This is a genomic window from Brucella pseudogrignonensis (assembly GCF_002252525.1).
GTDB lineage: Bacteria > Pseudomonadota > Alphaproteobacteria > Rhizobiales > Rhizobiaceae > Brucella > Brucella pseudogrignonensis.
This window is the reverse complement of record NZ_NNRM01000048.1, coordinates 190,487-213,641: the sequence shown is the minus strand read 5'-3', so window position 1 is coordinate 213,641 and position 23,155 is coordinate 190,487. Positions and strand designations below refer to the sequence as shown.

Genomic DNA, 23,155 nt, shown 5'->3' with positions numbered 1-23,155 from the left:
AACGTTAGTTTGCGAAGTGCAACTATCGTACGAAAAGCGTGACTCGGGTTCACGCCAACCTCAGGTGGTATAACTTCAATGAACGGACCGGATACCGCCCATATCCTCGTCGTTGGTGCAGGCTTCGGAGGCCTGCAATTAATTCATGATCTCAAAGGTGCCAATGTTCGCATAACCCTTGTCGATCAACGCAATCATCATCTTTTTCAGCCGCTGCTTTATCAAGTTGCAACAACAATCCTTGCGACATCGGAAATAGCCTGGCCAATTCGCCATCTTTTCCGCGATCGTAAGGAAGTGACGACATTGCTTGGCACTGTCGTGGGCGTCGATGCATCCGCAAAGCAGGTGCGGCTCGAAGACGGCACGAAGATTGATTATGACACGCTCGTCCTGGCCACTGGCGCACGGCACGCTTATTTCGGCAATGATCAATGGGAAAAGCTGGCACCCGGTCTTAAGGCGTTGGAGGACGCTACGACCATTCGCCGCCGCTTGCTTCTGGCTTTTGAACGCGCAGAGCGCGAAACAGATCCAGAGAGACGGCAGGCACTGCTTACTTTCTCGGTAGTTGGTGGGGGACCAACTGGCGTGGAGCTGGCAGGTATTATCGCAGAGCTGGCCAAGCAGACAATGTGGCCCGAGTTCCGCAATATCGATACGCGTGAGGCGCGTGTGCTGCTGGTGGAGGCAGGGCCACGCATTCTGGCTGCATTTCCAGAAGACTTATCGACTTACGCACAAAACGCCCTTCAGAAGATCGGCGTGGAAGTGCGTCTCGGCGTACCTGTCAAGGAGATCACGGAAGATGGCGTGACCGTTGGCGAAGAGTTTATTCCCTGCAAAACCGCTATCTGGGCTGCTGGTGTCGCTGCATCGCCTGCAGCTTCATGGCTCGGAGCGGAAAGCGATCGCGCGGGCCGCGTTCGCGTGCTTTCCGATCTTACGGTGCCGGGACACGAAAACATCTTTGCGATTGGCGATACAGCCTGGGTTGAAGGACCTGACGGAAAGCCTGTGCCGGGTATTGCGCCTGCCGCAAAACAGCAAGGCGCTTATATTGCAAAGGTTATTCGCAGTCGCGTTTCAAGTAGTGCGGCTCCAGCGCCGTTTCGTTATCGTCATCAGGGCAATCTCGCGACTATTGGTCGAGGTGCTGCCGTGGTTGATATGGGGCGGATCAAGCTTAAAGGCGCAATTGCCTGGTGGGTATGGGGCATCGCCCATATCTTCTTCCTGATCGGCACGCGTAGTCGCGCAGCCGTTGCCTGGAGTTGGCTCTGGACATTTATATCCGGGCAGCACAGTGCGCGCCTGATTACTCAGGGCAAAGCTGCCGAAGATAACAAATAAACAAAACGGCCCGCCAAAAGCGGGCCGTTCCGGTTGCCTGAGAAAGAAGATCAGCCCAATTATTCCGCCGCTTCGAGAACCGGTGTGCCCTGAACGTCGATCACATCGCCCTTCATTGCTGCTGCCAACATGTCGGTGTCGAGTTCGTTTTCCCAACGCGCCACAACGATGGTTGCAACGGCATTGCCGACGAGATTGGTCAGTGCACGGCATTCCGACATGAAGCGATCAATGCCGAGGATCAGCGCCATACCAGCAACCGGTACTGCCGGAACAACCGAAAGCGTTGCAGCAAGCGTGATGAAGCCTGCACCGGTGATACCAGCAGCGCCCTTCGAGCTAAGCATTGCCACGAGAAGCAGCAGGATCTGATCAGTGAGCGAAAGCGGAATATCCGTTGCCTGTGCGATGAACAGTGCAGCAAGCGTCATGTAGATATTCGTGCCATCAAGGTTGAACGAATAGCCAGTTGGAATGACAAGGCCCACGACCGAGCGCTTACAGCCCGCTTTTTCCATCTTGTCCATGAGGCTTGGCAGAGCAGCTTCTGACGATGAAGTGCCAAGCACCAGCAGGAGCTCTTCTTTGATGTAGCGAATAAGTGCCAGGATTGAGAAGCCGTTATAGCGTGCAACCGCGCCAAGCACGATCAGAACGAATAGCAAAGCTGTGATGTAGAACGTCGCGATCAGCAAGGCCAGATTGGCAATCGAGCCGATACCATATTTGCCGATGGTGAAAGCCATGGCGCCGAACGCACCAATCGGAGCCGCCTTCATCAGGATCGAAACCAGCTTGAAGACAGGTGCTGTGAGCATCTGTAGGAAGTCGGTGACTGGCTTGCCTTTATCGCCAACCATGGCGAGCGAAATACCAAACAGGACCGAGAAGAAAAGAACCTGAAGGATATCGCCAGACGCGAAGGCGCCAACGATGGTGGTTGGGATGATGTTGCTCAGAAAGCCGGTAATCGTCTGTTCGTGAGCTTTTTCGGCGTAGTTTGCAACTGCCTTCGGATCGAGCGACGAAGGATCGATGTGCATTCCTGCGCCCGGCTGCACAACATTGGCAACGATAAGGCCAATGATCAACGCAAGCGTCGAAAAAGTCAGGAAGTAGATCATGGCCTTACCGGCCACGCGCCCCACCTTCTTCATGTCAGTCATGCCGGCAATGCCGGTCGCGACGGTCAGGAAGATTACCGGGGCAATGATCATCTTCACCAGCTTGATGAAAGCGTCACCCAGTGGCTTTAGCTGCGTGCCAAGCTCCGGATAAAAATGACCAAGAAGAATACCGGCAGCAATGGCTACCAGAACCTGCACATAGAGGTGCTTGTAAAAAGGGATTGGGCGGCGTGGCTCGGCCACAGCGCCTGACGGTACAGCGATCATGATGTCCTCCGTTCGGCTCAGCCCGGATCTCATCCAGCCTCCCGAGCCACTAGTCTGTCGTTCAACAGCTCCCGCTGCTGTTGACATCATGATTGCAAGCTGCGTGCCAGTTTTTGTTATTAGAATTAAGCTATTGAAATAATTATATAATAGTAATTAGTTGGGAGTCTTTTTCTTCTGTTTGTGCGAATTATCGCACATATTACTTTTCATGCGGTGCGGATTAATGCACAATCGATTTCATGAATGAAGCATCGGTTTCTACAATTGAAGCAATTTCGCTGCCCGCCAATAATCGCCGGACATGGTGGATATTTGGCGCGATTTGTGCTGCTATTTTTGCACTGGCTTTCTGGGTTGTCGGCGATGCTGCGCGTGATCGTGCTTTGCTTTCACTGGGTGAGCAGACCCGGATCGATGCAAATCTGAATACGGCCCTCCTCCGAACCGTTCTTGAGAAGCAACGCGCACTACCTCTGGTCCTTTCCAAAGACAAGGAGCTAGCCGACGCGCTTGCAATGCCGAGTGCGGTGGCTATCGATCAGCTCAACCGTAAGCTGGAAGCGCTCGCTGAAGGCACACAAGCGGCGGTCATCTATCTTGTTGGACTTCATGGCTATGCAATCTCCGCCAGTAACTGGCGCGAGCCGGACAGTTTTGTCGGCAACGATTATAAGTTCAGGCCTTATTTCAATGACGCATTGAAAAACACAAACGCCGAATATTTTGCGCTTGGTAATGTCAGCCTGCGGCCTGGCCTTTATATTTCGCGCCGTGTCGATGGGCCAAATGGACCACTTGGTGTTGTCGTGGTGAAACTGTCCTTCGATCAGCTGGAAAGCGATTGGAATGAAACTGGCCGTCCGACTTTCGTTACAGATAATCGAAATATAGTACTGATCACCACCATGCCCTCATGGCGGTTTATGACCATTGGTGAACTTCAGCCTCAAACAGTTGAAACCATTCGCAACAGTCTACAGTTTGGTGATGCGCCTCTTAAGCCTCTGCCGCTTTCGCTAAAGCCTGTGGCGGGAGACGATATGGTGCTGGTTGATGCAATTCTGCCGGGGTCGGCTCGGAGCACAGATTTTCTGGCAATCCGCTCGCATGTTCCAAGCACGCCTTGGCTCATGTATAGCCTCGCACCGATCAGGCAGCCTGTGGAAGCTGCAATACGTGAGGCACGCCTTATCGCTTTCATTATCTTGGCAAGTATTGCTACCGTGGCCGGTATTCTGCTGCGCCGCCGTCAGCGTGTTGTTGCACGTATTGCCGATGCGCAACGTCGACAAATTGAACTCGAGCAACGTGTAGCGGAGCGAACGCTTGATCTCATTTCAGCGCGCGACCGACTGGAGTCCGAGATAAACGAACACCATAAAACCGAAGGCATGTTGCAAGGCGTACAGCAGGATCTGGTACATGCAAACCGCTTGGCAATCATGGGACAAGTTGCGGCTGGCGTTGCACATGAGATCAACCAGCCCGTCGCGACAATCCGCGCTTATGCCGATAATGCACGGACGTTTCTTGATCGCAAGCGACTGGATGATGCGGCGGAAAACCTTGCTGAAATCGCCGCTCTGACCGAACGTATTGGTGCGATCACCGGTGATCTTTGTGCCTTTGCACGTAAAGGACATCGTGCTTCAGAACCAGTGCCGCTAGCTCAGGTGATTTCAGGCGCACTTGTTCTTTTGCGCAGTCGCTTTGCAGGCAGCATGGATCAGCTGGATATCGAGCTCCCCGCGCCCGATCTTTGTGTTTTCGGTCATTCAATCAGACTTGAGCAAGTTCTCATAAATCTGTTTCAGAATGCGTTGGAAGCAGTTGAAAGCAAAGGGAATGACGGTCACATAGAAGTCCGCACAAAAGCTCTTTCGAAGAGTGTTGTACTGACGGTTTCGGATAATGGCCCGGGCATTCCGCAGCATATTCTCGATAATCTATTCACGCCATTCAACACATCCAAGGAAAGAGGCCTTGGGCTTGGACTGGTGATCGCCAAGGAAATTCTAACCGACTATGGCGGCAAGATTTCAGTAAAAAGCAGTGCAAATGGCACTCTATTCCGTGTGGAATTCAAGAAAGCATGATGAATATTTCGGTCATACTTGTCGATGACGACAAAGCACTACGCCGTGCAACCAGACAAACATTGGAGCTGGCGGGCTATGAAGTGCTGGATTTTGGCAGCGCCAGCGAGGCGCTGAATGCAATCAACTCTTCATTTGAAGGCGTGATCGTTACAGATGTGCGTATGCCGCAGATCGACGGATTGGAGCTTTTCGCCCGAATCCGCGAAATCGACGCCGATTTGCCGGTTATCCTGATTACTGGTCATGGCGACATTCCAATGGCCGTCCGGGCTATTCAGGATGGTGCTTACGACTTTATCGCCAAGCCTTTCGCAACTGACAGACTGGTTCATAGTGTATTGCGTGCGGGCGAGCGCCGAAAGCTTGTTCTGGAAAATCGCAGCCTGCGCCATTTGGCGGATGAAGCACAGCACGACATGCCTCTGATCGGTCAGACGCCGGCAATTGAAAATCTGCGCCGCACGATCCGAGATATCGCTGATACGGATGTCGATGTGCTCATTGCAGGAGAAACCGGCAGCGGCAAAGAAGTCGTCGCTCAGTTGCTGCATGATTGGGGCCGCCGAAAAAAAGGCAACTTCGTTGCGCTTAATTGTGGTGCTTTGCCCGAAACTGTCATTGAAAGCGAGTTGTTCGGTCATGAGGCAGGAGCTTTCACTGGAGCGCAGAAAAAGCGCGTCGGACGCATCGAACACGCGAGTGGTGGCACTCTCTTTCTTGATGAAATCGAAAGTATGCCTGCGGCAACTCAGGTGAAACTTCTGCGTGTTCTGGAAATGCGTGAGATCACGCCGCTTGGCACGAATGAAATCCGTCCGGTCGATCTTCGTGTTGTGGCGGCTGCAAAAATCGATCTCGGCGATCCTCAGGAACGGGGTGATTTTCGCGAAGACCTTTATTATCGGCTGAACGTGGTTACGCTGACGATCCCACCTCTACGGGAACGGCGTGAAGATATTCCCCTGCTCTTCTCACATTTTTTGGCGCGCGCAGCTCGACGTTTTAATCGAGACATTCCAGCTCTCGATGCCGCTACACATCGCCATTTGATGGAACACAACTGGCCCGGCAATGTTCGAGAACTCGTGCATTTTGCCGAGCGATTTTCTCTTGGTGTCACGACACCTGCGAAGACAGTCCCTGTTCCAGACGATCAAGCCACGCTGCCAAAGCGGCTTGAGCGTTACGAAGCTTCGCTGATCCGTGAGACCCTCGCAGCGCATAATGGCGATATTCAGCAGACACTGGAATCTCTCGGTATTCCTCGCAAAACATTCTATGACAAGATGCAACGGCACGGGATAAACCGCTCAGACTACAAGTCCGAAGCTTGAATATTTAGCTTATTATCGCGGTGCGGCAATCAAATGTCCTGTCGATGCATGGCGCATGACATCCATCGGAATGCCGTAAATCTCTTCGAGCTGTTCTGGCACCATAATACCGGTTGGCGTCGACTGCGCGATAAGACGACCGCTATGCAGCGCAAACACCGCGTCACAGAAGCGGGAAGCCATGTTGACGTCGTGAAGGACAACAAACACACTTAGTTTTTTCTCGTGCGATAATTTCTGCACAAGTGAAAGCACTTCAATCTGATGCGCGATATCCAAAGCTGATGTCGGCTCGTCGAGCAGCAGGCATTCGGCATCTTGTGCAACCAGCATGGCAAGCCATACGCGCTGCCGTTCGCCCCCTGAAAGCGTATCGACCATACGGTCGGTGAAAGGAGCGATGCCTGTGAGCTCGATGGCTTCTTCAACCTTCTGGCGGTCAACAGCTCCGAAGCGACCAAGAGCGCCATGCCATGGGTATCGACCAAGCGCTACCAACTCTTTTACCAGCATACCGGATGCCGCAGCTGTTTGCTGAGGCAGATAGGCGAGCTTGCGAGCAAACTCACGGTCGCCCCACTCATTCAATGGCTTGCCTGCAAAGCGCACAGTCCCGCCTGATGCCGGATGCTGTCGCGCGAGAATTTTCAGCAAGGTGGACTTGCCCGATCCGTTATGACCAATGAGCGCTGTTAGGCTTGCCGCTTGGATCGACATTGTCAGGGGCTGCAGCAAAGTGCGCCCTGGTACTGCGAAGCTGACATTCTCAAGTTCAAACAATGCGGAAGTCATCAATTTATCCCGTTTTCGGATAGCAGCTCTGCATTTAAGCAGCATTTCGCCGGTTGATAGCAAAACCTGACGAAGATATACATATTAAAATTGCTTAATCAGGAAAATGCTATTGGGGTTCCATCCGCATATGACAAGCCGCATTGAGGATGTCCGTTTGCTGGACGATCTTCATTATCGTGTCTGGAATGGCGCGATTGCGGATGTGTGGACGGTCGAATGTGGTCCTGGAGCGCGAGGCGAGTATGTCTCACAGGCGCCACGGCTTTTTCTGGTGCTTGAAAGTCGTGGGGAACTTGCGATCCGGCCTGAGCAAAATGATCGCACCATCGTGCAGAACACCGAACAGCTGCGACTTTGCTATATCCCGGCAGGAATGACGATCTGGAGCCGTGTCACGCGACCCGGAAAACTACGACATCTCGACCTGCATCTCGATACGACTGTCCTTCAACAACGGCTTGGAGGTGCGCTGAGTAAAAGTAATTTGGAGCGCCCTCGTCTGCTCTTCTCAAACTCAAAGATTGAGCAGATCGGATCCTTGTTGGCGGATGAATGCCTTTCACCCGCACCCCTTCACGATCTTTATGGTGAAGGTCTTATCAATGCGCTTGTCAGCGAATTGTTCGATGTGCGCCGGGATGTTCCATCGCGAAGTAGCAAACTGTCACCATGGCAGTTGCGCCGCGTGACCGATTTCATCGAAGATAATTATCACCGGATTATCCGACTTCAGGAGCTCGCGTCGCTAGCTGAGCTTTCAGAATCTTATTTCTGCAGTGCATTCAAAGCTTCGACCGGAATTTCCCCTCATGCATGGCAAATGAAGCGACGTATTGAGCGTGCGCAGGGGTTTCTTTTGCAGCCTCGTGCATCTTTGCCGCATATAGCCACGATTACCGGGTTTTCGGATCAGGCGCATTTTACGCGCGTATTCAAGAAGTTGACAGGGACTACGCCAGCAGCCTGGCTGCGTTTGCAGGCCTGATATAGGCCCCAGTATATTAGCGAAATATCATTCAATTTGGCGTAATAACGATCAATCTTCACGTCATATCCTGATGTAAACACTCATATTAATTTGCTGCGTCGAACAATCGGCGCAATTATAGTGCCAGCAGCTTCTTGCGATCCGAAAAAGCCAATCGTTTGAAGCAAGCACTCTCCAGATTATTTGAGGGGCTGAATACATGACGAGATCGATGAAGCTGACGCTTAAGGTGCTGCTTGCCAGCGGAACGGCTCTAGCCGTGTTACCGCTTTCGCTGATGCCTGCTGCGGCACAGGACGCCAACACTTCAATCCGTCTCGATACGGTGGTCGTACAGACTGGCGACGGTAAGCCTTCCGATGGAACTGCACCTGTTCAGGGCTTTGTTCCCCAAGCCACAACCACAGGCTCCAAAGATAGTGTTGCGATTGAAAAGATACCGCAATCTGTTGCAGTTGTTGGTCGTGATCAAATGAATGCGACAGGCGCGCAGAAAATCGATGAAGCTCTGCGTTATACCGCTGGCGTCATGGGGCAGCCGTTTGGCGTCGATAATGATACAAACTGGATTTACATTCGCGGTTTTGAAGCAACTCAATACGGCACTTATCTCGATGGTTTGCAGAACTTTAGCTATGGCTTTGGTGGCTTCCTGATCGATGACTTCGGACTTGAGCGTATTGAAGTTCTACGGGGGGCTTCTTCGGCGCTCTATGGCGGCTCCAACCCCGGCGGTATCGTCAACTATATCAGCAAACGTCCTGATGGCGAGCGCACTCGTTATCTTGAGGCTGGCATTAACAGCTACGGCAATGGCTACCTTGGCTTCGATGTCGGCGATAAGGCAACAGATACCGTTAATTACCGTATTAACGGCAAGATTCAGGGCGGCGACAACTACACGGATTACTCCAAGGAATTCCGGGGCGTCATTTCGCCAAGTATTCAATACAAGCCGGATGAATCGACCAGCCTTACTATTTTGGCGAGCTATAGCCATCTTGATCTGACACATGACGGCGGTGGCTTCCTGCCCTATTATGGCACCGTTGTTCCAACTGAATTCGGTAAGATTTCGCGCAAGACCAATCTGACTGAGCCGGGTCTGGATGATTATAACCGCGAGCAGGTGCAAATCGGTTATGAGTTCGAACACCAGTTCGACAATGATTGGACTGTTCGCCAGAACGTTCGTTACGGCTATGCGCATGTAAAGGAACATAGCCTTTACGCATTCGGATATGATGGTTTCCTTGCGCAACCTGCGCCTGGAAATCCATATGTGTCACGCATCAATTTCAAGCACGACACGACAATCAATACGTTTCAGGCAGACAACCAGCTCGAAGGTACAGTTACAACTGGCGCTTTGACTCACAATCTTCTGTTTGGTGCTGAGTATCGTTATTTTGGTATCGACCAGATGCAGCAGTCGGGCGATGGTACGCTGATCAACCCATTTGATCCGGTATATGGCGCTACGCAGCCTGCGATGCGCGATCCATATATCGATCAGGATCTGAGCCGGAACCAGTTTGGTATCTATGCACAGGACCGTATGGAATTTGGTGACGGCTGGATCGTTACGCTGAATGGTCGTTATGATTATGTGACGACAAATGCGAAGGGCTTGCCGCACTACAAGGACCATAATGATCGCTTCTCAGGTCGCGCAGGTATCGGCTACGAGTTTGAAAATGGTCTCACGCCCTATGTTAGCGTCTCATCATTCTTCAACCCGGTGCTGGACGAGCTATATCGAATTGGCGATGCTCCGAACATCGTCATTACGCCAGCCAAACCTGAAACCGGTATTCAGTACGAAGTAGGCGTAAAATATCGCCCCGAACTTTTCGACGGTCTCATCACGGCGTCATTCTTTGATCTCACCAAAGAGAATGTTGTGACCGGGCCATTCGGTAACAAGAGCCAGCTGGGACGCGTAAACTCCCGCGGCTTTGAGTTCGAGGTACAGGCCAATATCAATGAATCATGGAAGCTGACGGGTGCGTTGACGGCCTATGATCTGACAGTCAAAGACGACGACGATACATCGCTCATCGGCAAGCGCCCATATCTTCTGCCAGAACAGCAGGCATCCGTATTCGTGGAATATAAAGTTCCGGAAGGCGTACTTGAAGGCGTCAAGCTTGGAGGCGGTATTCGCTATGTCGGTTCTTCTTATGCCGATGCCCAGAACACGCTTAAGGTTCCTGCCGTGACTTTGGCTGACCTGAAGCTCGGCTATGAAAAGGACAATTGGGGCATTGATCTCAACGTCACAAATCTTTTCGACAAAGACTATGTAGCTGGCTGCCAGGGCGTTTATGTTTGTGGCTATGGCGAAGGCCGTAAGGCTTTGCTCAAAGTCCATACCAAGTGGTAAAGGTCGGATAAGCCCCAAAAAGGTTGAGTTTTATATACTTAGGCGCCCACGATTTATTCATCGTGGGCGTTATTTATTTAAGCTATTATAAATAGATAGGATTCTTTTCTAATAAAACAATTCAGGATTGCTCCATTAGGAAGTCACGTAACACGACCGCCTGATTGTGCTCGACGTCTTTCGCACCAAAAAGCAAAGTGAGGCGTGTACCAGAGGCTTTCGTGAGGGCTTCTTGAATTGCTGCTTGATTGGCTTTCAGCTCGCCGCGATATTTTTCCTGAAACTCAGGCCACTTGGCAATATCATGGTCGAACCACTTTCGAAGCCCTGTTGACGGGGCTAAGTCCTTGGCCCAAAGATCAATTGCAGCTTTTTCTTTTGTCATCCCGCGTGGCCAAACGCGATCGACCAAGATCCGAAAACCATCATTCGGCTGCGGTTCGTCATAAATACGTTTGATCTTGATATCGGGCATGACTTGTTTCCAGACTGGTTGGTCAGGAAACAATAGGTCTATTCACGTCGAGAGCAAGCCCTTGAGGATTGTAACGGATCAAGGCCCAGGTTTATCCAGCCGCGGAAAGAATGCCATCGCTTGTAGAACCCGCCTGCACCGCATGAAGACGCTTGTAACGACCATTCTTAACCGACAACAGTTCCGAATGACTGCCCTGCTCTACGATCTGACCGCCTTCGACAACCATGATACGATCAGCATTGACGATAGTCGCCAGGCGGTGTGCGATCACAAGCGTTGTACGGCCTACTGAAAGCTCTGAAAGCGATTGCTGGATTGCACGTTCGGTTTCCGTATCCAGCGCTGAAGTTGCTTCGTCTAGGATCAGGATTGGTGGATTGCGCAGGAAAATACGCGCAATTGCCAAACGCTGTTTCTGTCCGCCAGAGAGCTTGACGCCGCGCTCGCCAATGACCGTATCGTAGCCATCAGGCATAGCTGCAATTACAGCGTCGAGACGTGCGCGACGAGCGGCATCGGCAACTTCTTCATCCGTCGCATCAAGGCGACCATAGGCGATATTCTCGCGGATTGTACCCGCAAACAGGAACACATCCTGGCTCACAATGCCTATATTGGAGCGCAGCGACTTCAGCGTCATGTCGCGAATGTCAATGCCATCGACGAGAATGGCCCCGCCGGTCACTTCATAAAATCGCGGCAGCAGTGAACATATCGTCGTCTTGCCTGCACCAGAGGAGCCAACAAAAGCAATGGTTTCACCGGCATTGATGCTCATGTTCAGACCATCAAAAATCGGGCGTTCGGAATTATAGCCAAACTTCACATCGCGATATTCGATATCGCCTTTGAGGCGCGCAACCGATTTTGCTGTCGGACGATCAGCAATATCCGGGCGGGTATCGAGAAACTGGATGTATCGCTGAAAGCCTGCAATGCCTTTCGGATAGGTTTCAATGACCGAATTGATCTTGTCGATCGGGCGGAAGAACACGTTGACCAACAGGAGGAAACCAACAAAACCGCCAGCCGTTAGATCGCCTTGCACAACGAACCATGCACCGGCGAGCATGACCACAACCTGCACGAAGCGCATCGATAGATAAGACAGTGACATCGAGGCAGCCATGATCTTATAGGCGGCAAGCTTGGTCTTCTGATAGTTTTCATTGCTTTCAGCAAACAGCTTGCGTTCATGGTCTTCGTTCGTGAAGGCTTGAACCACACGAATGCCACCGACATTTTCTTCAATACGGGCATTGAAGTCACCAACACGACGATAGAGCGCGTGCCATGTTGCGGTCATCCGTCCGCCATAACGGAGCGTCACATAAGCGCAAAGCGGAACGATCACAGCTGTTATAAGTGCAAGTGGGACGTGGACCCACATCATCAGGCAGAAGGCGCCGATGAGCGTCATTATAGCGATAAAGAGATCTTCCGGCCCGTGATGGGCGACCTCCCCGATTTCTTCGAGATCCTTGGTCAGTCTGGCAACCAAATGTCCGGTTTTTTGATTGTCGAAGAACCCAAATGAAAGCTTCTGCAGGTGGTCGAATGCCTTGCGACGCATCTCGGTTTCGATTTTGATGCCGAGCATGTGACCCCAATAGGTCACAATGACTTGCAGAATGGCATTGAAGACATAAATCGCAAGCAACCCAACGGCAGCCAGAGCAATAATGCCGAGCTGGCCAGTAGGCAGAAGCCTATCGATGAAGAGAGTCACGGCAATTGGAAAGGCCAGTTCCAAAAGACCGGCTGCCACGGCGCTCGAAAAATCCAGCACGAACAACCCGCGATGCGGGCGATAATATGTGCCGAAGCGCTTCAACAAATCCGCCATGGCATGGCTCCTTCCATTCACAATTAGTAGGGTGCCTAGCGCATTCCTATCGTGAGTGGAAGGCTATTATGACTTCTTGGGTCAGCATTTTTTGGGAAATGGCCTTTTCGGCCTACCCAGCCATAAAACCAACCGCATCCTTGTGCCAGTAACCAGCGACGAGCGTTTCCTCGCGGCTTTTACCCAGCGTCTGACGCCAATGCTGGCGAACAATCTTAGCCTGATCAGCCTCACCCGCAAACCAGCCAAAACTGTCTGGTCCTTCGGGCCACTCAGCTTCGCACAAAATTTGCGTCAGCGTTTCGCCTGCACGCTTTTGATCCGCATCGATAACCCAATCGACGGAAATGCCCTTTGGGTGCTGCAGAGGCTGAACGTCTTTTTCGCTATCGACGGCAATGATGACGCGACCTGTTACGTCTGAGGAAAACTCTTCAAGCATACGACCAATAGCAGGCAAGCCAGTCGCATCTGCGCCCATGAGATAGCGGCTTGCACGACGCAATGGACGTCCGACTGGCCCCATCAGACCAACCGTATCGCCAATCTTCGCGCCTTTCGCCCATTTGCAGGCCAGGCCTTCTATTTCATGGAGATAGAAGTCGATTTCAAGCCACCCAGCGTCAATATCAAGAGCCCGGATTGTATAAGCGCGCGAAGCGGGTCTGCGTTGTTCATCAGGCCAGAATGGCAAACCATTTGGCCCCATGATGGGCCAGATCGGCTGTGGCACTTCTTCTGTGGGAAGCAGTAGACGAATATGCATCGCCCCAAAGAGAGAAAAGCGTTTCAAGTCCTCACCAGCTAGCCGCACGCGCAGCATATGCGGCGTCAACAGACTGGTAGAAATTACCCGCATCAACCGGAACTGCGGCAAAACCTGTTCACCAGCACGGTCGCCTTGCCAAACGATCTCCGGCGCTTCTTCCTTGGTGTAGAGTTTGATGGCAACGGCTGCGAGATCTTTAAGGCGATGCAGACCGATGTCTTCGTCTGCAAGCAAGGAAACGCGATAGCCGCTATCAGCGGCATCAATCTCGATCCGACCGAATTCATAAGTGAACTCGTGGCGGCTTTCGTGACTGTTATACTGTGCCTGATAAGAGTTGAGCCGATCAATGATGTTCGGCAGATAGGCTTCGCCTTTCAGAAGGCGAATATGGGAATGGCTTGTCAGCTTGGAGGTCAGTTCTGATGACATCTTGGACACGGCTTTTCTCAATCTATGTTTTCAGGAATCTCACTATCATAAACTTGAGTATTCAGGAAAACTTTTATCGTTCAGATGAGTGATTGGCAGACGAAGCAATTTTTAGCCTCGCCTGCCCCATGATCAGCCGCCAATGCGACCTGTGATAGCGATCTTGAAGGTTCGACCCTTGGCCTGCTCAATATCCGTACTCGTGGCCCAACCAGTCTGGGCGTCGGTATAGGCTTTGTTGAAGAGGTTATCGACGCCGAAGTCGAGCTTCACATTGTCGGTGACTTGCCAGTTGGCAAAGGCATTAACGAGATCGACACGCGGGTAAACCTTGACGCCACCTGTTGTCAGTGCGCGATTGACCTTGCCGACGCTCTGATATTCGACACCATAAACGAGCTTCTCTTCAAATGCCTTGAGGCCAAGCGTTGCACTGAAATTGTTGAGCGGCGTGTTGCTCAGGCTTTCTCCTTTGTAAACGCCGTCTTTCATTTCGGCATCCGTGTAAGAAGCAGCCAGGTTCACATAGCCCCACCAATTGTCATAAGTGCCTTCCAGCTCAATACCCTGCAAGCGTGCAGCGCCGACGTTTTCAGATGTTGTTACGTTCCCGGTTTTCACAGTGTTGATGTAGTTCTTGACGTCTGTGTGGAACAGATTGAGCTTGGCACGAACCTGATCGCCTGCATCCAGAATACCGTCTTGGCGCAAGTTTACGCCAAATTCGTAAGAGGTTGCGACTTCGGGCTTGAGAAGCAGATTTGGTTCATATCCCGAGCCATGTGCGCCGTTCTGCCTAAACATATCCTGCATATGAGGAACGCGATAACCTTGGGAATAAAGACCGTAAAACTGAACGCCGTCCCATGGTGTTACACCGACGCTGAAGCGTGGTGAAACGCGATTGCCGTCGACGTTGACCTCTTCCGAGGGCAGAACATTCGTCGCTTTGGTCGTGCCATCGAGGCGGTATCCGTCATAACGCAGAGCGCCAATCAGTTCGAGCCACTTTTGATAATCGCCCTGCCACTGAATAACGCCGCCATAGGCCTGCTGTTCACCATTACCGAAGTTGTCGGTGTCGGATTCACCGCGCATCTTATAGTAATCCACGCCATAGGTGAGCGTATGGCTCATAGCGCCGGTTTCAAAACGTGAGCTGTTGTAAGCGCGGAAACCTGCCGTCGAGACATCATAATAACGCGTCTTGCCGATATTGGCTTTCGGCCAGACCTGATATTGATCGTTATCCGTATCACTGTAATAGGCGTTGACCGACAGATCCCAGAATGGGTTGTCGTCCGGCTTATAAGTGTAATTACCCGTGTAAGTGCTGACGATGGTTTCGGCATTATAGCGCGATAGCGTGCTCGAAGTGGAACCACTGCTGCCGGTCATGATGTCATTATATTTTTGACGCTGGAAACCGAGCTTTATTTCATGCCCATCTGCAGGACGGATGGTGATCTTGCCAAGACCGCTGACAACGCGTTCGCCAGTCCAGCGCACGACATCGCCGTCACCATTCTTATAGGCGTCACTGTCGCGATAGTTGATATTGCCGATGACATCGAAATTCGGGTTGAAGCGATAGGCGCCGACGGTGCTGGTCATCCAGCCATTGCCGTTGCTTTCATAGCGTAGCTTTTCGCTGAGCGCCCATGTTTCATCATCGCGCAGGAAATCGCCTGCATCCTTGGTTTCGAAAGCAACGAGACCGCCAATGCCACCAGAACCATAGGCATTGGATACCGGTCCTCGAATGACCGTTACCTGCTTTAGCATTTCAGGGTCGATATAGAATGAACCCGAGCCATGCCCAACGCGCCAATAGTCCTGACGAGCACCATCTATCGTTACCGCAACCCGGCCATATTCCTGAAGGCCACGAATATTAATGGATGTTGCAGGATCATCGCCATTCAGAGATGCGTGTACGCCCGGTGTCGAACGGAAAAGGTCGGCCGGTGTTGTTGCCTGAATACGATCGAGTTGCTGTTGTGTAATGACACTGGTCGAGGCCATTGCATCAATCGCAGCCTGGTTCTGGATTGTCGGCGAAATAGTGATCGTGTCTAGCTGAAGAGCTTGCTCTTTCTTTTGAGCTGGCTGGGCTTCTTCCGTCGTCTTCTGATTCTGAGCTGTCGCGTTTTGTCCCAGATTTTGTCCAAAAGCAGGCATCGCTGCCAACAAACTCAAACCAATTGCCCCGCTTAAAACCGTTGTTTCCAACAAATAACCGCCGCGCTTCGACTTCATTTTCATTGCAACCCCCATATTGGCTTTCACCGTCATGTCATTAAGATGATAAAAAGACTCATATTAATTGGGAGGCTATATTAATCCTGATTTAATGAGTCAACTTTAATTATATGTTGGCGGCCATGGCTATGCGTACGGTTGTGAAATGTGAAGCATTGCAGCGCTTTAATCGATTAAAGAATTTAACACCTTAACGACAAATTAAAGTTAAGACGTGAGCCTTAGGCGTGTAATTTTTTACAGAGTTATTAAAAAATTTCTTATTACATGACGATTGATGAAGAGGCTGTTGTTACAGCTTGATGGCTATTTAGTAATGCTGGTTTTACATGCAATAATTTCAGTAATTTCTGAAAATTGAGATTAGATATTAAGGGGTTGCTTTTTGATTATGTGCCGTTATTGTCGGCTCCACTTGGAGGAGGATAGAGCCGCCCCAGCGCGTATATCGCTGCGGGGCGGTTTCTTTTTTTAGCTATTCGTAAATGCATAACAGCATTGCAGCATCGCCTCTTGTAAGTGGCAAGCCCCGCACCTATTTTGGGTTTGTTCAGTTTCACTCCTCCTCCCAGAAACTGAACCCGAAGCGCGGCACTCCTCCTCCCAGTCGCGCTTTTCAGATCAGCCCGCTGCACACTCCTCCTCCCAGTGCAGCGGGCGTTCTTGCTTTTAAGCCCAGCACTGTGTGAGTTTTTAATCAGAGCCTGTTTGAGGCGGGATTTCCGTGTTCTGCTCTTGAGCAAGAAGCGACCAGGCAGCAATGAACATTGCTGCAATCATCGGTCCGACGACAAATCCATTGATCCCTACCAGGGAAATGCCGCCGATCGTCGAGATAAGCACGACAAAATCGGGCATACGCGTGCCTTTGCCAACCAATGGCGGACGCAAGAGATTATCGATCAGGCCAATTATCAAAACACCAACCAGTATCAAGATGATTGTCTGGACCCACATACCGTTGACGGCAAACCATATGGCTGCAGGTCCCCACACAAGGGAAGCCCCGACAACTGGGAGCAGTGAGAAGATCGTCATCATCACACCCCACAGCAATGCGGCCTCGATACCAAGAAGCCAAAACGTGACACCGCCAATCGTTCCCTGAACGAGTGCGATAATAATGTTACCTTTGACGGTGGCACGAATGACGGCTGCAAACTTCTCGACAAACTGGTTCTTGTAATCTTCGCTGAGAGGGATTGCCTGACGGATTTTCTCACCCAGTTCCGCTCCATCGCGGAACAGGAAAAACAGCAGGTAGATCATAATGCCAAAGCTGATGAAAAACTGCAGCGTGTTTTGACCGAAACTTACTAGGCGGCTCGCAAAAATCTGACTGCCTTGCAGAATACCGCCGGTAATACGCGTGCGCCATTCTGCGAAAGTGCCAAGCTCAAAGCGAACCATCCATTCTTCCAGTGTATCGGGAAGCGCCGCTAATATGCGCGTAATATAGCTGTTTAGGTCAAATTCACGCGTACTCAGCCGCTGATAGACGGAATTTCCTTCTTGAACGAGCGATCCAAAAATCAGCAATGTCGGGATGATGACAAGGCAGATGCACATAAGTACCGACAGAAAAGCTGCGATGTTCCTGCGACCACGCAACAGTCGAACAAGGCGTTGCTGCACTGGAAAAAAGATAAGTGCGAGGATTACGCCCCAAAGAACAGCTGAATAATATGGAATGAGCAGCCATGCGAAGGCTATAGTGACCAGAGCTAGAAGAATGTAGAAACTTGCGCGCTGGACGGACATGGCATCTCTTTTGACTGAATACGGGTGGCAAACGTGACCGCTATTCGGTTTTCATTCAATAGCTATTACGACGTTCAGTGAGCAAAACTGATTGAACTTTGGTTAAGTCGACGACTCATTGATGCCTTTTAGATATCAAGTGCGTCGGCATTTTTATAGCATCACACGCCTGTTAGGTTTTACTGTTCTGCACGCAGAAGTCAGCGTAAGTCTTTAAAAACAAACTATTTGATCTATTACTAATATTCATTGTAGCCACCCTGACCCTGTATTGTTCATGATGAGAATTAATATTGTTGACAATTTTTCAGATGTGGCGTTCAATTCCTCATGCTCTTCTCCATCAAACGAGAGAGGAGTGCTTTAAACAAGGGGAATAAAGATGTTTAACAGACGCGCAGTTATCAAAACTGCGGCGCTGGGCGCTGTTTCAATTTTTGCGCTCATGTCCGCCAGTGCCTCCCAAGCAGCAGACAAAGAACTCAAAATAGGTTTTGTCGGTGTAACCAGTGGCCCTGCTGCATCTTGGGGCACTTCCAACGTCCGCTCAATGCAGGTACGTGCCGACTGGCTCAATGAACTTGGTGGCGTGAAGATCGGTGACGACACCTACAAGATCAAGATCGTAACATTTGACGATCAGAAAGACCCCAAGCGCGCGATTGCGGGCATGGAAAAGATGGCCCAGGAAGGCGTCCACTATGTGGTCGGCCCGAATGTGGATGATGGTGCGGCGGCTGTTCGTCCTGTGGCTGAATCCAAAGGGATCATCTACTTTCCTTATTCCTTCCCGAAAGAACTTTACACACCACCGGCATCCAATGCCGTTCTTGGCATGATCGCCAATTATCAGTCCGGGCCGGCAATTTATAAGTATCTCAAAGAAAACAAAGGCGTGAAGCGGGTTGCGTTCGTGGCGGCCAATGAGTCCGATCCACTGAGCCAGCGCGATAGCGGTATTGAAGCTGCAAAGGCACTTGGCCTTGAAGTGATTTCAACAAGCGATGCTTATCAGAACGATACTCGCGATTTCACGCCGGTCCTGACGCCGATTGTCATGCAGAAGCCCGATCTGCTCGTTCTTTCTGGTGTCGCACCGGGTAACGCTCCGCTTTTGATCCGTGCTGCACGCGAACTGGGATATGAAGGTTTTATTTCCACTGAAACTGCACAGGATGCCAAGGTTCTTGAAGAAGGTGCAGGCGAGCTGGCAAATGGCTTTATTTCCGTCGGCGGTGCATCTACACCGGAAATCGCTTCCGATACGATGAAAGAATTCGTTGATCGTTATACAAAGGCCTATGGCGAGTATAACGATGAGTCCAATACCAAGGTTTATGCGCTCGATTACATCGTCGAAACGATGAAGGTTAATCCGGCAGCAATCGATAATGTCGAAGAATTCAAGAAGACCATGGATACGTTCTCAGCGCCAAATCCTTTTGTGAAGGGTGACGATGCAAAGCTGACCTATGTCGGGATGACTTCGTTTGGACAGAAGCGCCAGATTGGTATTCCTATGGTGGTCACTGAGTATAAGGACGGCAAGTTCGAAACGCTGTTTGTGGCTCAGGTCGACTAATCGATCGCAATGACTGAATAGCCTGACGTGACGGATTTGAACGCGCGTCAGGCCTCCCAACCTTAAAGAACTGTCGAGGAGACTTTGGCATCGCCCTGTCTCCACAGGGGGAGTCTGCCTTCATGGAACAAATTATAGCCAATGGGCTGTATCTCGGTGCGCAATATGCACTGATCGCGTTGGGTTTGACGCTGATCTTCGCACTGATGAACGTCCTTAACTTCGCGCACGGCCAAATGTATGTGCTCGGCGGTTTTGTCACTTACACGGTTTATGGCCAGCTAGGATTGCCGTTTGTTGTGGCTTTGCTAGCTTCTGCGGTGACACTGATGATCGTTGGGGCGCTAATCGAAAAGCTTTTGTTCAGGCCTGTTATCAAGCGAAGTCTGCGCGATGAAAGTACGATGCTGCTTGCGGCGGCGGTGGCATTCTTTCTCGATGCAATCATTCTGCTTCTGTTTGGTGAAAAACAGCGTGGCGTGCCGAAGATCGTAAATGGTGTTTACGTATCCGACTGGCTGATCATGCCTTATGACCGCATGTTGATCGGCGCACTTGCCGTGATCTTCATCGCTTCCTTTGTTCTTTTCATGCAATTCACGAAGCCCGGTCGCGCCATGCGCGCGCTCGCCCAGGATCGCGTTGCGGCGCAATTGATGGGCGTGAATGTCGACCGTTATTCCATGATCGGCTTCGCATTGGGGGCAATGCTGGCAGGCTTGGTCGGTGGCTTGTTGGTTGCCATTACCGGTGTCAACTCTGGCATTGGTGGAGCAATTTCCATCAAAGCGTTCATGATGGTGATGATTGGTGGTGCAGGCGTGGTCAGCGGAGCAATTGCCGGTGGTTTTATCCTCGGTATGCTTGAATCCGTAGGTCTTACTGTCCTGCGTCCATATGGCGATATCACCTATCTCGTCATCTTTGCCGGGTTGATGGTCTTCCTCAGCCTTCGCCCGAATGGGCTTATGGGCAAACCTTGGGGCTGATGGGGGCGAACATGACAAAGACAACAAAAATCCTTGGCGTCATTGCCTTCCTCGCACTGGTGCTGATCGGTATTCCACTTCTGATCGAAGTAACGGGGCGCAACGACCTCTATTACACGCTGACTTCAGTCGCCCTGCTATCTATCGTCAGCGGCGGTGTCTGGCTCACATTCTACATTGGCCGGATTAATATCGGCCAGGGCGCCTATGCATTGATGGGTGGCTATGTATCGGCCATTCTTATGGTGCAATACGGCTTCTCATTCTGGTTGACCCTGCCTTTGGCTGGTCTGTTCTGCGCCTTCGCAAGTATCCTTATCGGTATTCCGATCTTGCGCCTTCGCGGCGTCTATTTTGCGATGGTTACGCTTGTATTGACGGAAGTTGCCCGACTGCTGGCGATGGCTCTTCCCATTACCAATGGCGCAAAGGGTATGGTCAGTATTCCGATGCCAGGCGGTATATCGATCTTTGGGTTCACCATTCTGCCTGACTTCGCAACCCTGCAAAATCCGCGCGCGGCTTTCTACTTTGTCTCGGTTGTGTTGATGGTTCTGTGTTTTGCTGGCCTCTATCGGCTGATCCATTCGCGGATTGGTGGCCTTTGCCAATCATTGCAACAGAATGAAGAACTCGCCTCCTCTATCGGCGTCAACATCACCTATCTCAGAGTATTGGCTTATGCCATTTCATCCTTCCTGGGTGGGATCGGCGGTGCGATGTTCGTTGCAATCTCGCAGTCGATTTACCCTTCGAGCTTCACAGTTACCGACTCCGTAAACTTCATGCTCAACTGCTTCCTTGGTGGCCTTGGCTATGTTTTCGGACCGATCATTGGCACTTTTGTTCTTTATTTCGGTTGGGACTTCCTGTTCCAAACCGGCAAATTCCAGCTCCTCATCTTCTCGAGCTTGTTGATAATTCTGATGCTGTTCCTGCCTAACGGACTGCTCAGCCTTCGACTGTCCGGCAAGAAAGGAACGAAATCATGAGTGCGCTTCTCGAAGTCAAAAGCCTGACCAAGCGTTTCGGCGGGCTGGTCGCGGTCAATGATGTTTCATTTTCAGTCAAGGAAAAGGAAATTCTCTCGGTAATCGGGCCGAATGGTGCGGGCAAATCGACACTTTTCAAGTTGATTGCATCCTTCATTACGCCCACGACCGGTGAAGTTCTGTTTGGCGGTCAACGTATATCTGGCCTCGCTCCGCATATAGTCGCCCGAAAAGGTGTGGTGCGGACGTTTCAGGAAACTACGATCTTCAAGGGCATGACGGTGCGTGAGAACGTTATTGTCGCTCATCACCTGCGCGCGAAGGCCAGCTTTCTGGGTTGCTATATCGGGACTGGCCTGGCGCGTCAGGATCAGGAAGAGTTTGGCCGTTCGGCTGATGAAATCCTCGACTTTCTGGGGCTTGGGCATCAACGCAATGAAGTCGCGCAAAACCTTCCACATGGTCACTTGCGAGCGCTCGGCATCGCCATCGGGCTTGCAACTGAACCCAAAATTCTTCTGCTTGATGAGCCTTTTGCGGGCATGAACCATGACGAAACAGTCAAGGCGGTGGAAATGGTCCGAGCCGTTCGGGATCGTGGCGTCACTGTTCTTCTCGTTGAACACGACATGCCGGCCGTCATGAATATTTCTGATCGAATTGTCGTGATTAACTTCGGTCAGAAGATCGCAGAAGGCACGCCTAAGGAAATTCAGGAAAACGAGAAAGTCATCGAAGCCTATCTCGGCGCAGAAGATGAAACGATTGGATACTGATCATGACAGAGCTTCTGAAAGTCACTGATGCCGAACTCTATTATGATCATGTTTATGCCCTTAAAGGCGTGTCGCTAACAGTCAACGAGGGAGAGACAGTCGCGTTGATTGGTGCAAACGGGGCGGGAAAATCCTCGATTTTGAGGGCGATTACCGGGCTGAACAAGCTTCGTAAGGGCGAAATCCATTTCGAAGGCCGTCGACTTGACGGCACACGCTCGGACGCCATTGTCGAAATGGGCATTGCCATGGTGCCAGAAGGACGACGCGTATTTCCGTATATGAGCGTGCGCGATAATCTTCTGATGGGTGCTTTTACCCGCTCAAGCAAAGCAGAGATTGCCAATACGCTCGAAATGGTTATGGGGCGTTTCCCACGTCTGAAAGAGCGTTACTCGCAAGCAGCGGGTACCATGAGCGGTGGTGAGCAGCAGATGCTTGTCATTGGGCGTGCGCTGATGGCTAAGCCGAAACTGTTACTTCTTGATGAGCCGTCGCTGGGCGTCGCACCCAAGCTTGTGCAGGACATTGCCCGCTCCATCGTTGCAATTAATCGCGACGAAAAGGTGAGCGTTCTGCTTGTTGAACAAAATTCTCGTATGGCACTTCGTATCTCTCAACGAGCCTATGCTCTCACGACTGGCAAGATTGTACTCTCTGGAAATTCAGAAGAGCTCATTTCGGACGATCGCGTCAAAAAACTCTATCTGGGCGGCGAAATCTAGTCGTTGACCAGATCAGCAGCTGTGTCGTGGGGGCAAGGCACAGCTGCTAGAATTCAGCTTCAAGCCGGTTCAATGCTTGGGGTAATTGCGAAACCTGATAGCTGGGTTTCCTTTTTAATAATAATAACTTGAAGCGCGACAAGGCCATTCAAAACGCAGCGCGCTTCAAGCCATCAACAACGATAAAAAAC

The 23,155-nt window shown here is 51.2% G+C and carries 17 protein-coding genes; 10 read left to right on the top strand and 7 right to left on the bottom strand.

Annotated features, from left to right (window positions below):
- Positions 1 to 78: 78 nt before the first annotated feature.
- Positions 79 to 1,353 carry an NAD(P)/FAD-dependent oxidoreductase gene (locus CEV34_RS24290; RefSeq protein ID WP_094544723.1) on the top strand — a complete coding sequence of 425 codons (1,275 nt, stop codon included), beginning with the start codon at positions 79 to 81 and terminating at the stop codon, positions 1,351 to 1,353.
- A gap of 59 nt (positions 1,354 to 1,412) precedes the next feature.
- Here CEV34_RS24290 and CEV34_RS24285 read toward each other — a convergent pair whose 3' ends face one another.
- A complete protein-coding gene (locus CEV34_RS24285) occupies positions 1,413 to 2,747 on the bottom strand; it encodes a dicarboxylate/amino acid:cation symporter (RefSeq protein WP_094544722.1) in 1,335 nt (444 codons plus the stop codon).
- A 242-nt stretch (positions 2,748 to 2,989) separates the two neighbouring features.
- Here CEV34_RS24285 and CEV34_RS24280 point away from each other — a divergent pair, with 242 nt between their 5' ends.
- Together CEV34_RS24280 and CEV34_RS24275 are read left to right on the top strand one after the other, a co-directional pair.
- On the top strand, positions 2,990 to 4,846 hold the full coding sequence (locus CEV34_RS24280) for a sensor histidine kinase (RefSeq protein ID WP_094544721.1): 1,857 nt from the start codon (positions 2,990 to 2,992) through the stop codon (positions 4,844 to 4,846).
- Entirely contained in the window at positions 4,843 to 6,183 is a 1,341-nt protein-coding gene (locus CEV34_RS24275) for a sigma-54-dependent transcriptional regulator (protein ID WP_007879251.1), read from the top strand. Before CEV34_RS24280 ends, CEV34_RS24275 begins: the two co-directional genes overlap by 4 nt.
- A 12-nt stretch (positions 6,184 to 6,195) precedes the next feature.
- Here the strand turns inward: CEV34_RS24275 and CEV34_RS24270 are convergent, their stop codons facing one another.
- Positions 6,196 to 6,975, bottom strand: a complete 780-nt coding sequence (locus CEV34_RS24270; RefSeq protein ID WP_094544720.1) for an ATP-binding cassette domain-containing protein — start codon at positions 6,973 to 6,975, stop codon at positions 6,196 to 6,198.
- A gap of 130 nt (positions 6,976 to 7,105) precedes the next feature.
- Here CEV34_RS24270 and CEV34_RS24265 point away from each other — a divergent pair, with 130 nt between their 5' ends.
- Together CEV34_RS24265 and CEV34_RS24260 are read left to right on the top strand one after the other, a co-directional pair.
- The gene (locus CEV34_RS24265; RefSeq protein ID WP_235819176.1) at positions 7,106 to 7,963 is read left to right on the top strand and encodes a helix-turn-helix transcriptional regulator; all 858 of its coding nucleotides are present in this window, start codon (positions 7,106 to 7,108) and stop codon (positions 7,961 to 7,963) included.
- 202 nt (positions 7,964 to 8,165) lie between these two features.
- Entirely contained in the window at positions 8,166 to 10,352 is a 2,187-nt protein-coding gene (locus CEV34_RS24260; RefSeq protein ID WP_039860808.1) for a TonB-dependent siderophore receptor, read from the top strand.
- Between the two features lie 121 nt (positions 10,353 to 10,473).
- On the opposite strand, the gene CEV34_RS24255 is transcribed toward CEV34_RS24260, so the two are convergent.
- The 5 genes from CEV34_RS24255 to CEV34_RS24235 form a co-directional block, all read right to left on the bottom strand.
- A complete protein-coding gene (locus CEV34_RS24255) occupies positions 10,474 to 10,827 on the bottom strand; it encodes a DUF488 domain-containing protein (protein ID WP_007879264.1) in 354 nt (117 codons plus the stop codon).
- Positions 10,828 to 10,918: 91 nt separating this feature from the next.
- A complete protein-coding gene (locus tag CEV34_RS24250; RefSeq protein ID WP_007879265.1) occupies positions 10,919 to 12,676 on the bottom strand; it encodes an ABC transporter ATP-binding protein in 1,758 nt (585 codons plus the stop codon).
- Between the two features lie 112 nt (positions 12,677 to 12,788).
- Positions 12,789 to 13,877, bottom strand: coding sequence for a siderophore-interacting protein (locus tag CEV34_RS24245; RefSeq protein ID WP_007879267.1), 1,089 nt, complete (start codon positions 13,875 to 13,877; stop codon positions 12,789 to 12,791).
- Positions 13,878 to 14,009: 132 nt separating this feature from the next.
- Positions 14,010 to 16,142: a TonB-dependent hemoglobin/transferrin/lactoferrin family receptor gene (locus CEV34_RS24240; RefSeq protein WP_235819175.1), complete on the bottom strand. Its 2,133-nt coding sequence runs from the start codon at positions 16,140 to 16,142 to the stop codon at positions 14,010 to 14,012.
- 690 nt (positions 16,143 to 16,832) lie between these two features.
- On the bottom strand, positions 16,833 to 17,900 hold the full coding sequence (locus tag CEV34_RS24235; protein WP_007879280.1) for an AI-2E family transporter: 1,068 nt from the start codon (positions 17,898 to 17,900) through the stop codon (positions 16,833 to 16,835).
- 382 nt (positions 17,901 to 18,282) lie between these two features.
- Here CEV34_RS24235 and CEV34_RS24230 point away from each other — a divergent pair, with 382 nt between their 5' ends.
- From CEV34_RS24230 to CEV34_RS24210, 5 genes are all read left to right on the top strand, one after another.
- A complete protein-coding gene (locus CEV34_RS24230; RefSeq protein ID WP_094544718.1) occupies positions 18,283 to 19,482 on the top strand; it encodes an ABC transporter substrate-binding protein in 1,200 nt (399 codons plus the stop codon).
- 122 nt (positions 19,483 to 19,604) lie between these two features.
- A complete protein-coding gene (locus CEV34_RS24225) occupies positions 19,605 to 20,471 on the top strand; it encodes a branched-chain amino acid ABC transporter permease (RefSeq protein WP_007879284.1) in 867 nt (288 codons plus the stop codon).
- An 11-nt stretch (positions 20,472 to 20,482) separates the two neighbouring features.
- The gene (locus CEV34_RS24220; protein WP_039860818.1) at positions 20,483 to 21,463 is read left to right on the top strand and encodes a branched-chain amino acid ABC transporter permease; all 981 of its coding nucleotides are present in this window, start codon (positions 20,483 to 20,485) and stop codon (positions 21,461 to 21,463) included.
- Entirely contained in the window at positions 21,460 to 22,239 is a 780-nt protein-coding gene (locus CEV34_RS24215) for an ABC transporter ATP-binding protein (protein WP_007879288.1), read from the top strand. Before CEV34_RS24220 ends, CEV34_RS24215 begins: the two co-directional genes overlap by 4 nt.
- Before the next feature lie 2 nt (positions 22,240 to 22,241).
- Positions 22,242 to 22,964, top strand: coding sequence for an ABC transporter ATP-binding protein (locus tag CEV34_RS24210; protein WP_007879290.1), 723 nt, complete (start codon positions 22,242 to 22,244; stop codon positions 22,962 to 22,964).
- Positions 22,965 to 23,155: the final 191 nt, after the last annotated feature.